Here is a 15,697-nt window from a genome sequence, read left to right on the forward strand (position 1 = left end):
CAGCGCATAACACATTGCTAAAATAAAGAAATATTCTAATAGGCACAACCAATTAGATACTATTTAATTATTTGTTATCAATACTATTTTAAGTCATGCAAATAAACAGTTGATGCATTACTATGGTGCCTGTCCTGATAAGAATCCGTTAGCATAACGCGTTCGGATCTCAATAACCCTATATGGAGAAGTTATGGCTAACAGAAAGATTAAATGGGGTATAGCAGGATTAGGGAATATCGCTCATCGATTTGCTAAAGATCTCTCTAATCACGTTGACAACGGAGAACTATACGCAGTAGCAGCAAGAGACCAAAAACGAGCTGAAGAGTTTAGTCGTGAATATGGTAGTAAAAAGAGCTACGGTTCCTATCAACTCCTCGCTGAAGACTCAAGCGTAGAAGCAGTGTATATAGCTACCATTCATCCATTTCACAGAAAACTGGTTGAGCTGTTTCTGAGCAATGGCAAGCATGTACTGGTTGAGAAGCCTGCATTTACAAACAGTAAAGACTGGGATGATATGTCGCAACTAGCAGCAGCTAATAATGTTCTGTTAGTTGAAGCGATGAAAGCCGTCGCTTTTCCGGCATATCGGGAGCTACGACGTTTTATTATAGAAAATGACTTAAAGATTAACTCTATCGAAGCCGCTTTCGGTAACTGGCATGAGTTTGACTCAGATTGGCATCTGTTTAACCCAAAGCTAAGTGGCGGAGCCACCCTTGATGTCGGCGTCTATGGTCTTTGGCTATACACAGATTTGTGTTCAGCAATGGGGGTTGAGGTACCAAAACCATCACTCTCTTTCCTTAGAGATAACGAAACATCGCAGGTTGATGAAACCGTGGAGTTTATCTTTGATGGCGAAGTTAAAGGAAAAATCGGAGCTTCAATAACCAGAGACCTCAAACGCGAAGCTATCATTTCTGGTCCGGATCTGGAGATAAAAATCCATGATAAATGGTGGAACCCCAGAACAATCGACATTAAGTACGCGGGGCTGGAACGTCAAATTACTACCCCATCACGGGGCGGCGGATTTGAATATGAAACGGAGCATGTTTGTTCCCTGATTATCGATAATAAACAGCAATCCGATATTCTGTGCAGTAGCACCAGCAGAAAAGTCATCGCCATAATGGAAACGGCATTGGTAGAAGCAGGTTTTGAGGGGTTATGTCATTCGGACATTTAGTTCAATTGCCAAGGCTCTCAAGGTATTTAACGAATGGAGCAAAATTACCTTTGTCTGCTTCCTTAAGACTCATCAATGATCAAGATGCTTTTTCATCCTTATTTTTGCCCCATAACTTTCGCCCACCAGCACGCATAATGTCTTCGGCGAGTTCACTTATTAAGATGTTTTCCTTCTCTTTACTAATTGACTGCGCCTCCAGAAACATATTCTTAGATGCTTTCTCAACTTCGATTTTAGCTACTTCAAGCGCACGTTCTTGTAATGTGTCAGAGACAGGTTTTCTAGGTTTTAATATATATGCAAAATCACAGTCCAGAGCTTCGGCCAGTTGCTTTAACTGATTTAGAGTTATATCACCATCAGCCTCGCGCCTTTCAAGAACTGAAATCCTATTTCTAGTCATACCGGCTCTATCTGCTAGCTGAGCTCCTGACATATCAAGAGCCTTTCTTACTGTTCTGATCCAACCCTCTTTAGGTGTTGAGGGGAGCAGTATTCCTTTAACTGCATCAACCAACTCTCTGTACTGCCTTAAAACTGTTTTCTTAACGGGTTGTTGCTTATTCTGATTGCTTTGAAAAGAGTACATAGGAACCTCGCTCTCTATTGCTCACACCTTAAATGTAATCAAAAAAAGATACATTATCTATTAAAATGTATTCTATTTAGGTTACATTATTATAGTTATTGTATCTAATTTTAAATACATAAAAACCAATATCGTACTCATTGTTAGTTACATATCTTAACTAACTGTATCTTAATTAAGATACAAAAAAGCAATAGCGCTTTTTTATGCTAATTGGTGTAGCAGGTATCTTCTTATTAACACTTGCCGCTTTGGCCATGCTGCTATTGGGTTTTAGCTGAAAGTACTAGTGCTAAAAAAGCTGCATAAGTTAATTCAGTAAATACATAAAGCCTTTAACATTATCAGAGATAATATTACGCCTTTAATTTCATATAAAATCATAACCAACTGGTGACATAGTTAACATTTTCATATGGTCATATAACGCTATCATTATTAGTTCACATGGATAATTGATGAAGAGCTAAGCCTATGAAATTAAATCAAGTATTGACACATACTAATCAAGTAGAACGGTCAAAATTCATAAATTGCATAGATAAGCTATGCCAAGACTCAAAAGATGACAAAGCACTGTCCAACCAACTAGACAAAATCGACGGTCAGCTTAAAGCAGCTTCTGGCAACGAAATTACTCAGCTATTTGGTTTAGTTAAAGGGCACTTCAAAAAGTTTATTCAGGAACAAATCGCACTAGGTGGTCCTCAGGTATCACTACTTATTAATATCCTTTCTCGTGATGGCAACTGCATTGCAACTGTTCCGTGGATTGAGTCTCTTTATGCGAAAGAATATAAAGAAATCAACGAGCTAAGCAGCGATATCTCGAAGCAAATTTCCGAATCAGATTCTGTTGATTTTGACAGAATTGCCAGATTAAAACTCTACCGCGATTGCATGCACGCTGCATTTAGCAATGACCTGAAGTCTAATAGAGCAGCGAAGGTCTCTGAAGATGAACGTACCGTCCTCAATACCCTATCTGAAGGTTTAAAATTATCCAGAGAAGAAATTTACGCTCTGGAACATTCGGTAGATCCTATCCCTGAGCTTGGAATCGATGCAGCGTTAGAGTACTTAAGAGAGAACGGAATAATTCTGGTTAACCGACGCCGTTCAGAAGTGATGATTGCTGATGAGATTGTGGCAATAATCCACGAACTGATTGGGAAAGAGCTGCCAGACAAGTACGTACTAAGAATTCTTCGCTCTTTATCCGATGCTGAGTTATCACATATCTTGAAAGCGCACGGGCATAAGATCCGGGGTGTAAGCAGACAAGAAAAAATAGCGACTATTGCTCACTCAGGTCTATCAATCAGAAGCATACTCTCAACTGACCTTCACACAGAAGACTCGACACAAAACCAGCGTAAAGATCGGATTAAGCAGTTAATCGAAGATATGAGCTTAAATGTTCAGCGTATTGGTACGCGTTTGCATGACAGAATCGATGTACTGATCGATTATCTCAAAACCAGCGCTGAAGAAGAGTTTAATACTCTAAGTGTGAGTGGCTACAAAGAGTTATTAGAACGACTAAGTACTACCACCCCTGATGTTGAAGAAAGAATACGCTCAGACTTTGAAATCGAAAACAAAGAAGCATTAGATCCAGAAAAACTCAAAGCTCTGGGGATCACTCCTTTTGATATTCTTTACCTCTATAACAACGAGGAAATCAAAACGATTCGAAATGACATGGCTTTACCAAAGAAAGGTAATCCAAGACTTCAAATAATCGACAGTTTCGCAAGTGCCAATGATCGACTAGTAGAAAATTATCACCTGTTAGCTTGTAGAGATCTGCAAGGCTTGTTGGCTGCCGGAATTGATATCAAAGAAGCAGACATCGGCGTTAAGTTTGAAGAAGCCACACGTTCGATTCTTGAGCAATTAGGTATGACGGTAGATGAGGATCTAAGAAAAGATATCAACACAGCTAAAGACAAGGCAGATATCATTGTCTCGCTGGAAAATGATGATGTCATTGTAGGTGAAGCTAAGTCTTTCAAAAACGGTCAATTTGCTAAGTACTCGTCAACATCAAGACAAGTTAAATCTTACGTTAAAAGATGCGAATCAAACGGACACAGAGTTGCTCAGGTACTTATTGTAGCGCCAGCATTCTCTGATGACTTTGTAGATGCCGCCGATATGGATACCGACATCAATATTTCTTTGCTGGAAGCTGAAGGACTGCAAAAAATACTCAACGCTTACAAGCAAAGACGGAACCCTAACTTTTCGCCAAAATTACTGACAAAAGGCGGGTTGCTAAAGGCAGACCTGATATCTAAGTCGATTTAGTAACGACAAGGATAGGCTCATTAAAATGGGCTATAGCCGCATCAGAAAGCATTCCCATACATGGGAATGCTTTTTTACCTACTCTAACCCTCTACTCTTCCACCTTCTTATGGTGATTTATCAGGGTTAGCAGGAACAGGCGGATCTCGTTGTTTAGCGCTTTATTGGTATCCATATCGCAATCAATGGTATTGAGGATAAAGTCTTCGACTTGCTGATAGAAGTCGGTGTTGGTTTGCTCGGTCATAAAGACCTCCGAGAAGTAATTTATAGTGTAAATCACCAGCCAAAGGTACCAATCAATGGGTGGTGAACTGAACAGGGTTGGTACTACCGCACTTCCGAAACGGCCAACCCGAGGGTTGCCCAGCTCAGCTCACCATAATTCGGATACTGCCTGTTACTTAAGCAGTTTCACCATTTTCAGGTGTGGCAAAGCCGCATATAAAAAAAAACCAGTAAAACACTGGCGTCTATACGCCGGAAGAACTTAAAACGGGGTACCAATCCCGCCACCGGATTTTGCCGGTGCGGGGTAAGCATATGTTTTATTGGGGATAGGTGTCAATTGGTGATCACAGGCGAAGCTAGTGGTGTTTAACTCATTTATGGACATAAATTGTTTTGGAGTATCACTCTAAACGATTTATACCAGATTAGAACAAGTATATTGAGGCCATAGCCGTTTGTTAGCCGTTTGTTTCCAGTTTACTTAAAATGTCTATTGAAGGCTGGATATCATCTTCAAGCATAGTCTTGATTCTGTAACCACTGAGTTTGTTGGATAAATTATCTTGCTTTTCTTGTAAGGCTTTACACAAATCAACTAGCCACGGCAACTCTGACTTAAGAGTAGAATTAAACATATCATCTGAGTAACGCTCTTTAAACATATAACCTGTCATTCTAAAATCTGCACAATTTAAACTAAGTAATTTCGTAACAAATTCATCTACGTCTATATGACTTAAAATTGGTGTTTGGTAAAAGGTGTCTTGTCCATGGTTGCTGAATATTAATTTTCTAACAAAACCCATATTATCATTTTTCATTAACCCCAATAGTTCACTTGCAACTTCGGGCATTTTATCACTTGTAGACTCTTCCGTTTTCTCATTAATATATCGAGAAAATTCTTTAAAATCGTCAGAATCATGCTCATGAAAGCCTAAGCCACCCCAACTCGAATTTCTAATAAATCTAGGTTCTAAACTTTCATTTTTCACAAGTAAACCTGATTCTTTTAGGAAATCAACATATGTTATACCACTAGATACAATTTCCGCTCTAGATTTAGAGATAATGCCCATATCTGATAAGCTTAAAAACGTTCCAACAATATGCTTAAGTACGTTTACGTCATCAATTTCTTTATTACGGATTGATGAACATACGTCACTATAGACAGTATCAAAATCGTCATCATGCATGTCTAAAAATCGCCATAATTTCACCCATGACGCCGTATTCTCATCTTGATAGTAACGAGATTTACATATTGATTCCTCTATTCGTTCTTGCTCAACGTTTCCATGAAATACGAATTCAGCCCATGATTCTAATTCTAGGATTGTTTCTCCAAAATTAATCATAGAGTACTTATCTGATATGATCTGGAACAGTGTCTTCTTTGGGGCATTTCCATTAGAAAATAGCCTACTATAATTTCCAGAATTAAGACGGATTAGGGACTCTGATGATAAGGAGCCTCCTTTTGACTCAAAAGAAAAACATAGAAATAATCCAAACAATTGCTCGATTAAACCTTGTTTCTTAAAACTGGAGCTAGGAAAATATGAATATAGACGCTCAAAATCCCATAATGAATGTTTTAAATGACGTAAATTATCAAACTTTGCTTTTTCAAATATACTGATAATATAATCAAAATTATCATAATAGAAACACTTAACATCTTCTGACTTAATATCAGATATAAAGTCAGTCAACGCAGATTTTATATCAGCTTTGACTTTAAAAGTCTTACCAATAAGTTTTTCTTTAACCCTTGCATACGTATCATCTGTACTATGGATCTCATCTTCATTCGCTAAAACAATGACTTTATAACCTTGATGTTCTACAAAATGGTTTATATACCCCATAACATCTGAGATGTTCATTGAACACCTTTCAAGATCATCAAATACTAAAATATAATTATCTGTATTTGTAAGATATTCAGGAAGCTTTAGATCTGGAACTGTAGATCCAACATTTGCATCTGATTTTCCGTCTGAATCAAGATCAACTTTGATAGTGGCTTTGAGAACTCCCTTAGCAATCTTTGAAGTTAACTTCATACCTTTTGAAGATAGTATTGGGTGTAATTGCTCGAAGAATGAGTTTTCAATCTCTTCAAAGCTTGTTATTCCATATAAACTGACATACAAGAATTTTTTCTTAGATAACTTTAAACTATCTTTTATGAACCAAGTTTTTCCTGCACCCCATTTTCCATTCAACATTATCGAGTATTCAGGAGAATATGGCAGGTTATAATAATATGATAGATAACTTGATACGTTCTTGTTTATTTCTTCCAAATCAAATCCCTCATAACTCTGATAAAAACAGCTAACGTTAATTAGACGGGTTACAGCCGCCTTTAAGTCTAACATAATGCCGACTTTAATTTACTGGTTCAATTACAAATCAATACCTTACAAACAAAACGAAGGAGTTAGAATGCTAAGAAATACATAATTTCTAGATGAGCCGAATTCAGTTAACCTAATGTATGGCAAACTCATATTAACAAGATATGAATGAGTATTTGCTTTGAATGATTACGGGGCATCCCTAAGCTTCAATTTTCACTGTAAATCGCCTCACAATAGAACCGGTTCCTATGAGTAGTTACCTATCCCGACAGTCATACCTAAATAAACAGCCAGACCTACAATAATTGCCACTACCCCCTTGAAGAGGCGTTGAAACATACAACAAGCAGATGCATTATGTGCAATCAAATTATAAGGCACAGCCATAATGAAAATGTCAGAACTTCGGGGAGAGTAAAATGATTGAAAGAAAACGCGGAGCCTATCAAGGCCGCAATAAGTCGTCAGCGTATAAAGATTTAGTCTGGACGGTGGCAACGGCCTCAGACACCACATTAGATATCATTGGTCAGACTAAACTCACGCTGGAAACCATTGATGAGAACCTTAAAGAGTTAGGCTCTGATAAAACTCACATAGTAAGCGCTCAGGTCTATATCGCTAATATGCAGGATAAAGCCAAGATGGATAAAGTGTGGTGCGAATGGTTAGGAGAAAACCCAGAGCACTGGCCTCAGCGAGCTTGTCTGGGTGTTGATTTAGAAGGCGATGTGCTTATTGAAGTTACCGTAACGGCAGTAAGAAATTAATACCCTGAACATCGCTCAGGCTTCACTTCGTTCTCCGCTTCCTCACTCCCCAGCCTCTGCCAGATATAAACAGGGGCCGAGGCCGCACAATCGTTGCAGATAATGTGCGGCTCTTCGGTTTTTGCATCCCATGCGGACGGTTTTATCTCAACACTTTGATTGGTTGAATGGCAGAACGGACACGGTTGCATGGGCTCTCCTTAGCCTGATTTATTGCAATTTTGCTCTGACCAGCAGGCTGGCTAACGGCAGGGAAACGAAGGCAACCACCACCATAGGGGCGATATGCGCAATCACCTCTTGTGGCGGCAGTGCCTTCAGAAATATGCCCTGAACAATAACTAAGTAGTGCTGAATCGGCAGCCACTGGGCTATATGCTGAAGAACTTCTGGCATATTGGCGACCGGTGTAGCAAAGCCGGACATCAGCATCAGGGGTACCACAATGGCAAAGCAACCCAATATGGCCTGCTGCTGAGTGTTGGAGATGGCCGAAATAGTCAGCCCCAGCGATGCAGTGGAGATCAAAAAGGCCACCAGAGCCAGTTGCAGCCACCAGTAAGATCCCATAAACGGCACATCAAACAGCAATACTCCGGCGCCAACCATCATATTACCGAGCAGGTAACCGACCACCAATGGCGGTATGGTTTTGGCGACAATGATCTCTGCCGAGCTGCACGGCGACACCAAAAGCTGTTCGAACGTACCCAGCTCGCGCTCACGCGCGATAGAAAGCGCTGTCAGCAGCAAGGCAATCATCATGGAAAGTACGCCGGACAAGCCCGGTACCACAAACCACTGGTAGTCGAGATTACTGTTAAACCAGTGACGTACCGTTACCGGATTTATCTCCCTCTGGCCGCCATTACCCTGCGACATAAACTACTGACTGAGTGATTGTATATAGCCTGTCACCACCTGCGCCGCGTTCGCCCTGCGTCCGTCAGCAATCACCTGAATATCAGGGTTCTCACCCGATGAAACTGCCTTTGAGAAATCAGAAGGAATCACCACAGAAACCAGACTGCGCCTCTGATTCATATTCTCTTCAACTTGCTTATAGGAGTAGACACTCTTGATACTGCCGACAAACTCGGCTCTGTTCACTTGCTGCAAAAACTGCTGCGAATAATAACCACTGTCCTGATTGAACACCGTGATCTTAACGTTATCCACATCCAGGGTAATGGCATAGGCAAATATCACCAATTGCAGCAAAGGCGGCGTTACCAAAATCATCCTTGTCTTTTTGTCGTGCAGAATGCAGAGAAATTCTTTAATAATCTGGGCTCTTAATGCCGGAGAAAACAACATAGCTTTTACTCTTCCAGTGTTTTAGAGGATTTTTTATGGGCGATAACAAAAAACAACAGCCCGATAAACAGCATGGCGGCGATGTTTGGAATAAACAGCGGCCAGATATCGCCCGCCAGAAATACCGTCTGGATACAGGCGATGTAGTATTTCACCGCCAGAAGATAGGTCAGCATCTGGATAATTTGCGGCATAGAGTCAATCTCGAACAGAAAGCCCGACAGCATATAGGCGGGCAAAAAGGCCGACATCAACGCCATCATGGAGGCGATAAACTGGTTTTTTGCCACAGTAGAAATCAGCAGCCCCTGCCCCAGTGCCGGAACTAAAAAGCAGGATGAGAGCAAAAATACCGAACCCCACGAGCCCACTAACGGAACGTCAAATAACTGAGTAGCCAGCAACACACAAATCAGGGTGGCGATCAGTCCCAGCACAAAATACGGCACCAGTTTACCCACCAATATCTCTTTAACCTGTGCCGGAGTGGAGATCAGCGCCTCCATGGTGCCCTTCTCCCATTCACGGGCGATAACCAGCGCGGTAAGCAAGGTGCCTATCATGGTCATCACGATGCCAATGGCTCCGGGGATAAGGAAGCGCTTACTTTCAACTTCCGGGTTAAACCAGACACGGCTCTCTATATTGATGCTCTGCGGCTGCACATCCATCAGGGTTTGCCGCGCCCATAAGCTGGCAATGCTCTGGGAATAGTTAGCAACAAAGTTGGCCGTATTTGGCTGGCTGGCGTCGGTAATAACCTGCAGCAGGTTTTCCCGTTCACCCGACGCAATGCGCTGAGAGAAGTCTTGCGGAATAATCACCACACCATTGAGTTTACCGGCCGCGACCTTCTCCTGAGCCTGTCTGAGGTCGCGAACCGGTTCAACACCAAAATAGTTAGTCTGGCTGAATGCCGCCGAAAGGGATTCCGACCACGCAGAGTCATCCTGTTTTACCACCGCAATGGGCAGCTGTTTTATATCCAGTGATACTGCGGTAGCAAACAGCGTCAGCAGTACCACAGGCAGTACAAAGGCAATAACAATGGCCGAAGGGTCACGCAATACCTGCAATGACTCTTTGACAATCAGCGCCCTGACGCGCCGGAAGTTAAATGTTCCCGCCATGTTATTCGTCCTCATTTTCAATCAGTTTGATAAAGGCCTGCTCCATTGTCGGATCCGGATTGTCCGTAGTACGCCAGCGGCTTTTCAGGTTATCCGGGCTGTCGAGCGCAATCAGTCTGGAACGGTACATCAGGGCGATGCGGTCGCAATACTCGGCCTCATCCATAAAGTGGGTGGTCACCATCACTGTCATACCCTTGGCTACAAAGCCGTTAATATGAGTCCAGAACTCACGGCGGGTGATAGGGTCAACCCCTGAAGTCGGTTCATCCAGAAACAGCACTTTAGGCTGGTGCATTACGGCACAGGCCAGTGCCAGCCTCTGTTTATAGCCGAGTGACAGTTCATCAGGGTTGGTATTCAGATAAGGTTGCAGATGGAAGGTCTCTATCATGTCCTGAATGCGCTGTTTTTTTACTTTGCCTTTCAGGCCATAGACACCAGCAGAAAACTCCAGATTCTGTTTTACCGAAAGCAGGCTATAGAGAGAAAATTTCTGCGCCATATAGCCCAGTTGCATCTTGGCCTGAGTAGAGGCAGTCGCCAGACTCACACCCGCTACCGTGGCGCTGCCGGAAGTAACGGAAAGCAGGCCGCAGAGCATTTTAAAGGTGGTGGATTTACCTGCCCCGTTCGGCCCCAACAGGCCAAATACCTCGCCACGTTTTACCGAGAAAGAGACATTATCCGTCGCTTTAAACTGACCGAACTGCTTGGTGAGTTCGCTGCACTCCACCACATGTTCCAGATCGTTGCTGATGGTATCCATCTTCTCCGCCAACTCAGATCGGCCGGCCGGAGCACCGCCTAAAAGGTCAATAAAGGCATCTTCAAAGCGCGGCGGACACTCTTCTACCTGCGCCTGTTGCTCGTGGGCAAACCTATCCAGCGCACTCTGCTGATCAACATCGGACAGAACGGCGCGGATGGCTTTGCCCTGAATCACACCATCGGAGCTGAACGGCTGTTCCAGCAGGTCACGCAGTACTTCGCGGCGTTTGTCATAAACCTTGTTCAGCTTAAAGCTTCTGTGGTTCAGTCGCTGGGTCAGGGTATCGGGTTTACCGGAGTAGAGCAGGCTGCCCTGATTAAGCAGCAATACTTCGTCACACTGCTCTGCCTCATCCAGATAAGCGGTCGCCCAGACCACAGCCATACCGTCATCCAGTAGCTGATCCACCATCGCCCAGAGATCCTGACGGCTGAGGGGATCGACCCCGACACCCGGTTCATCCAGCAGCAAAAGACGCGGACGTGCCATCAGCGCACAAGCCAACCCCAGTTTCTGCTTCATGCCGCCGGACAGCTTTCCGGCCAGCCTTTTTGTAAAGGGCTCTAAACGGGTAAATTTGAGTAGTTCGGCAAACAGCGCCTGCTGTTCATCGGCATGAATTCCGCGAAGCTGGGCATAAAGCTGCATGTTCTCCATCACACTCAGATCTTCATACAAACCAAACCGCTGTGGCATATAGCCGATAAGTTCCGCCAGTTCATCGTGGTACTCGACAGAGTTTTTCCCCACCACTTCAATTGAGCCTGTTTCCGGGTTCAGCAAACCGGCGATCATTCGCATTAAGGTGGTCTTTCCGGCGCCGTCCGGCCCGACAAGACCGGTTAATACACCGGAACGGATCGATGCGGAAACGCTATCCAGAACCTTGGTTCCGGTGAAGGATTTGCTGACATCATGGATCTCTGCTACCACTTGTTGACTGGTCATCCCCTATGCCCCGCTACAGTGAGATAGTGACAGGCTGACCCTGATTCAGCCCTTTATCATCGCCGCGAACCACAATACGGATCCGGTAAACCAAGCTGGTTCTCAGCTCAGGGGTTTCAACCGTTTTGGGAGTAAATTCTGCTTTAGGAGAAATAAAGCCGATCTGCCCTTCAAAAGTCTGCCCGTTAGAATCAGTGTGAATGGTCACTAAATCACCGGGGGAAATATTCCCCAGCATAGTCTCTGCTATGTAGGCACGTACATAAGTCGGGTTTTTCAGTGACAGTGAGATCACCGGATTACCGGCATTTACCATGGAGCCCGGCTCAAGAATACGGGTAAGCACTACGCCATTTTCAGGAGCGTAAAGTTTGGTGTCTTCCAGTGCTGTCTCTTTGATAGCGAGTTCAGCTTTTGCCACACCCACTTCCTGCTGTGCAATGGTCAGGGTTTCCGCCTTGGTGCCTTCCTGTAACAACGACATACGCTGCTTAGCGGCCGCAAGTGCCGCACTGGTTTCACTGTAATGCGCCTGAGCGTTATCCAGATTATCGGCACTGGTGGCACCGGATTTGATCAAACCTTTCTGGCGGTTGTACTGGTACTTGGCATTCCTTAATGTCGCCTCCAGTCGCACTACTTCCTGATGAGCGCTCTCAATTTCCTGTGCACGGGGGCCTTTGATAAGGTCCGCTAGCCTTGCATCCGCTACCGCCAGCTTCGCCAGTGCCAGATCAACCTCACGTCGAAATGGTACGCTGTCAATCTCCGCCAGAAGATCGCCTTTTTTAACCAAAGCGCCGTCTTCCACATACATATGTTCGATACGCCCTGACTGTCTGAAGGCAGGTTTTACCTCACGGATATCGATGTTGCCGTAGATAACGCTGTTGTCTGTCTCTGCAACATAATAATTGCTATAGCCATACCAACCTCCGACTGCGAGGATTATCAATAGGATTGGGATGATCTTCTTGCTCATAGCGTTTTACCTTAGAAATTTTCTCAGTGAACCTTTTATAATTCTAAGAAGCAAAAACACCAAAGTCATTGATTTATAACGATAATAATTAATCAAACCAGCAGCTAATGATTAATATAGCTTGGAAAATAAACACTTTTTTCAATGTAAACAATCAGCTATAGACAGCCGTTTTAGAGATCTCAGCCGGGCTTTTGCAACTATTATTAGTTGCGAATGTTTGTTTATGTCACCTTACACCGGAAAGCAAACTAAAAGGTGGTGCATTAAAGTCAGTAAAAGCCCACCTGAAACAAGAAGGCTGGTTATGAAATATTTACGCTACAAAGGTTATCTGGGCACTATCGAACCTGAACTGGAAAGCCATATGCTGTTTGGCAAGCTGGCTTTTATTCGGGATCTGATAACCTATCAGGCCGACAATCTAAAGGAACTGGAACAAGAGTTCCGACGTTCAGTTGATGAGTACCTTTTATCCTGCGAAGAGTTAGGCAGAGAGCCACAAAAGCCGTGTAAGGGTTCATTTAACATAAGAACAGGCGAAGAGCTGCATAGAAAAGCGGTTATCGCTGCTGAAGGTAAAAGCCTGAATGCGTTTGTCTGTGAAGCTATTCGGGAAAAAATTGCTCGTGTTAACGCCTCGTAACACGAACAACCAATACTTCCTCTACTCTATCCCCTCCTCCCATACTCATGTGTAAACAATCAGCTATCTGAATATTTGAACTAGACACGATTAATGATAATGATTATCATTTGTTATGTTATAACATTTTATTTGGAGATATTTGATGAAACCCGGCATCCACCCTAACTACCGTACCGTTGTATTTCATGACACCAGTGTTGATAAGTACTTTCTTATTGGTTCGACTCTGGAGACCGACCGCACTATAGAGTGGCAAGACGGCAAAACTTACCCTTATATGACGATCGAAGTCTCTTCCGAATCGCACCCTTTCTACACTGGTAAGCAGCGCGTAATTAACAAAGAAGGCCGTGTCGCTAACTTTAACCGCCGCTTCGGTAACCTGACAAAAGCGAAGAAAGAGAGTAAGTGATGAAAGTGCTCAGTTCACTGAAAAGTGCTAAGAAACGTCATCACGACTGTCAGGTGGTAAAGCGCCGTGGCCGCATCTACGTAATTTGCAAATCAAACCCGCGCTTTAAAGCTGTGCAAGGCAAAGTTAAGAAGAAATAACAGTGAGCTATTGCTGGCTGCTGAATCAATAAGAGCAGGGATAAACCTGCTCTTTTTTGTCTTTTGAAGGGTTTACTGTTAGCTCCCCAGAGGCAGGCTTGCACCAATAACCGCAAACAGACCACCGCAGGTGCGGTTAAACTTTTTACCACTCTTTTCCAGCCACGGACGCACTCTGCCTGCAATCCTCATTAGAGCATATTCAACCAGAAATTCGGTTACACCAAAGGTTGCCGCCATAATTAGAAACTGAGTCAACAGAGGCTGATCTGGGTCGATAAACTGGGGCAAAAAGGCCGCAAAAAACAGCAGTACTTTAGGGTTTGATACCGCAGCCAGCAGTCCCTGCCGGAACAACACCCGATTGCGTACATTCCTGCTGCGTTCGACCACTTCCATACTAATAGCCGGTGCTTTCCATAACTGTATTCCCAGCCAGATCAAATACCCGCCGCCAATCCAGCGGAACAGTGCCAGTATATCCGCTGACGCTAACAACACGGCATTGATTCCCAGCATAGAGAGTGCCATCATCAGCATAAAACCGGATACTCCGCCACATATGGTAAACAGCGTCTTCTGTTTTCCGTACATAGCCCCGTGGCTGAGTGCCAGCAGCCCATTGGGGCCGGGAGCCAGCGACAAGCTGAACACCGCCAGAAAATAAATTATCCATGTCTCAAACGTCATATCACTCTCTCCTGCAATTTGGTTATCTTTTTATTGTTTGAGGGTCAGTATAAGTAGAAGCTAAAATTTCTAACGGCTATATTTAGACATATTAAGGTAATATTAAGACTTTCACTCAGACAGAGGTTAGGCAACCATGAGCAATACTGAACAGAACCACAAGCTGGTATCACCGGATGTCCGCTTTCTGTTATTACCCCTGCCTGCCTTTAATATGCTGCCTTTTGGTGGTTTCCTCGATAAGCTGCGCTTCTCTGCCGATGAAGAAGATCATAGCCAGCAGCACTACTGCAGCTGGCAGGTTGTCGGGCTGGAAAAATCCAGAATTGTCTCCAGTAGCGGCATTCCCCTTGAGATTGAGAGCTGCGTAGATGAACTGGATCTCAGGCAATATGACTATCTGGTGGTGTTTGGCAGCCGTACTGCACTGGATAGCCAGAACTTCTGTCCTCAATACCGCCATATATTACGCTCTGCCGCTGCTGCGGGCTTAACCCTTGTCAGCATAGATAATGCCTGCTTTTTGTTTGCCGAAGCCGGGCTGCTAAGCCATCACAAAGTAGCGGTACACTGGCGGCATGTTCAGGAGTTCAGAGCCGCTTTTCCCAGAATTGATGTGCAGACAGAGCAGCTCTACTGCATCGACGGAAAACGGATAAGTTGCGCCGGAGGGAACGCGGCTATTGATCTGGCGGTGGAGCTTTTATCCCGTCACTGTGGCCGGCAGCGGGCTTTAAAAGGGCTGGCCGACATGCTGGTTGACGAAGCAAGAGAGCAAAACCATCAGCTAAAATCAATAAATGCCAATGTTCAGGCCGCTAATGCCGTCAGCCGTCATACCGGGCGTGCCGTTAACCTGATGCGTCAGTTAATGGCCGGCAACAAAACCGTAGACGATCTGGCCGAAATGCTGGCCATCAGCCGCCGCCAGTTAGACCGGCAGTTTAAGCTTGCCTTTGGCCAAACCGCCCACGAGTACTGGGCAGAAATGCGCCTGCAGCATGTTCACTGGCGGCTTATCAATTCGAACCATAGCCTGCAACACCTGACCGACGAAGTCGGTATGCAGGATGTCAGCTACCTGTGCAAACGCTTTAAAAAACGCTTTGGTGTATCACCGGGTACGTTGCGGAAATCAAAAAGCTAAGCCAGTTAAACCCGCGTTTTAAGCTTTACAGGCG

At 44.1% G+C, this 15,697-nt stretch carries 15 protein-coding genes and 1 pseudogene; 7 read left to right on the forward strand and 9 right to left on the reverse strand.

Annotated elements, in window-relative coordinates; genetic code table 11:
* Positions 1–193: 193 nt before the first annotated feature.
* Complete coding sequence (locus PK654_RS22495; protein WP_271699740.1) at positions 194–1,198, forward strand: Gfo/Idh/MocA family protein; 1,005 nt, start codon at positions 194–196, stop codon at positions 1,196–1,198.
* Between the two features lie 79 nt (positions 1,199–1,277).
* Here PK654_RS22495 and PK654_RS22500 read toward each other — a convergent pair whose 3' ends face one another.
* Entirely contained in the window at positions 1,278–1,790 is a 513-nt protein-coding gene (locus PK654_RS22500; RefSeq protein WP_271699741.1) for a mobile mystery protein A, read from the reverse strand.
* A 474-nt stretch (positions 1,791–2,264) separates the two neighbouring features.
* On the opposite strand from PK654_RS22500, the gene PK654_RS22505 reads away from it, so the two are divergent.
* A complete protein-coding gene (locus PK654_RS22505; protein ID WP_271699742.1) occupies positions 2,265–4,103 on the forward strand; it encodes a hypothetical protein in 1,839 nt (612 codons plus the stop codon).
* A 91-nt stretch (positions 4,104–4,194) separates the two neighbouring features.
* On the opposite strand, the gene PK654_RS22510 is transcribed toward PK654_RS22505, so the two are convergent.
* A complete protein-coding gene (locus PK654_RS22510) occupies positions 4,195–4,350 on the reverse strand; it encodes a hypothetical protein (protein WP_271699743.1) in 156 nt (51 codons plus the stop codon).
* A gap of 442 nt (positions 4,351–4,792) precedes the next feature.
* Positions 4,793–6,724, reverse strand: coding sequence for a P-loop NTPase fold protein (locus PK654_RS22515; protein WP_271699750.1), 1,932 nt, complete (start codon positions 6,722–6,724; stop codon positions 4,793–4,795).
* 401 nt (positions 6,725–7,125) lie between these two features.
* On the opposite strand from PK654_RS22515, the gene PK654_RS22520 reads away from it, so the two are divergent.
* Complete coding sequence (locus PK654_RS22520; protein WP_271699751.1) at positions 7,126–7,476, forward strand: RidA family protein; 351 nt, start codon at positions 7,126–7,128, stop codon at positions 7,474–7,476.
* On the opposite strand, the gene PK654_RS22525 is transcribed toward PK654_RS22520, so the two are convergent.
* The 5 genes and pseudogenes from PK654_RS22525 to PK654_RS22545 form a co-directional block, all read right to left on the reverse strand.
* The gene (locus PK654_RS22525) at positions 7,473–7,667 is read right to left on the reverse strand and encodes a hypothetical protein (RefSeq protein ID WP_271699752.1); all 195 of its coding nucleotides are present in this window, start codon (positions 7,665–7,667) and stop codon (positions 7,473–7,475) included. The genes PK654_RS22520 and PK654_RS22525 overlap by 4 nt on opposite strands.
* A 19-nt stretch (positions 7,668–7,686) precedes the next feature.
* Positions 7,687–8,793 (reverse strand): annotated as a pseudogene (locus tag PK654_RS22530) (ABC transporter permease).
* A 5-nt stretch (positions 8,794–8,798) separates the two neighbouring features.
* Positions 8,799–9,923, reverse strand: a complete 1,125-nt coding sequence (locus PK654_RS22535; protein ID WP_271699753.1) for an ABC transporter permease — start codon at positions 9,921–9,923, stop codon at positions 8,799–8,801.
* A 1-nt stretch (position 9,924) separates the two neighbouring features.
* Complete coding sequence (locus PK654_RS22540) at positions 9,925–11,643, reverse strand: ATP-binding cassette domain-containing protein (RefSeq protein WP_271699755.1); 1,719 nt, start codon at positions 11,641–11,643, stop codon at positions 9,925–9,927.
* Between the two features lie 13 nt (positions 11,644–11,656).
* Positions 11,657–12,625 (reverse strand): HlyD family efflux transporter periplasmic adaptor subunit, encoded by a 969-nt coding sequence (locus PK654_RS22545; RefSeq protein WP_271699757.1) that lies wholly within the window; start codon positions 12,623–12,625, stop codon positions 11,657–11,659.
* A gap of 307 nt (positions 12,626–12,932) precedes the next feature.
* Here PK654_RS22545 and PK654_RS22550 point away from each other — a divergent pair, with 307 nt between their 5' ends.
* The 3 genes from PK654_RS22550 (at position 12,933) to ykgO (ending at position 13,826) form a co-directional block, all read left to right on the forward strand.
* Entirely contained in the window at positions 12,933–13,271 is a 339-nt protein-coding gene (locus PK654_RS22550) for a type II toxin-antitoxin system HicB family antitoxin (RefSeq protein WP_271699760.1), read from the forward strand.
* 145 nt (positions 13,272–13,416) lie between these two features.
* Entirely contained in the window at positions 13,417–13,686 is a 270-nt protein-coding gene (locus tag PK654_RS22555; RefSeq protein ID WP_271699762.1) for a type B 50S ribosomal protein L31, read from the forward strand.
* Positions 13,686–13,826, forward strand: a complete 141-nt coding sequence (gene ykgO, locus PK654_RS22560) for a type B 50S ribosomal protein L36 (RefSeq protein WP_271699763.1) — start codon at positions 13,686–13,688, stop codon at positions 13,824–13,826. Before PK654_RS22555 ends, ykgO begins: the two co-directional genes overlap by 1 nt.
* A gap of 78 nt (positions 13,827–13,904) precedes the next feature.
* On the opposite strand, the gene PK654_RS22565 is transcribed toward ykgO, so the two are convergent.
* Positions 13,905–14,516 (reverse strand): LysE family translocator, encoded by a 612-nt coding sequence (locus PK654_RS22565; protein ID WP_271699764.1) that lies wholly within the window; start codon positions 14,514–14,516, stop codon positions 13,905–13,907.
* Positions 14,517–14,652: 136 nt separating this feature from the next.
* Here PK654_RS22565 and PK654_RS22570 point away from each other — a divergent pair, with 136 nt between their 5' ends.
* On the forward strand, positions 14,653–15,663 hold the full coding sequence (locus tag PK654_RS22570; protein ID WP_271699765.1) for a GlxA family transcriptional regulator: 1,011 nt from the start codon (positions 14,653–14,655) through the stop codon (positions 15,661–15,663).
* Positions 15,664–15,697: the final 34 nt, after the last annotated feature.

Source organism: Vibrio sp. SCSIO 43137, assembly GCF_028201475.1.
GTDB lineage: Bacteria > Pseudomonadota > Gammaproteobacteria > Enterobacterales > Vibrionaceae > Vibrio.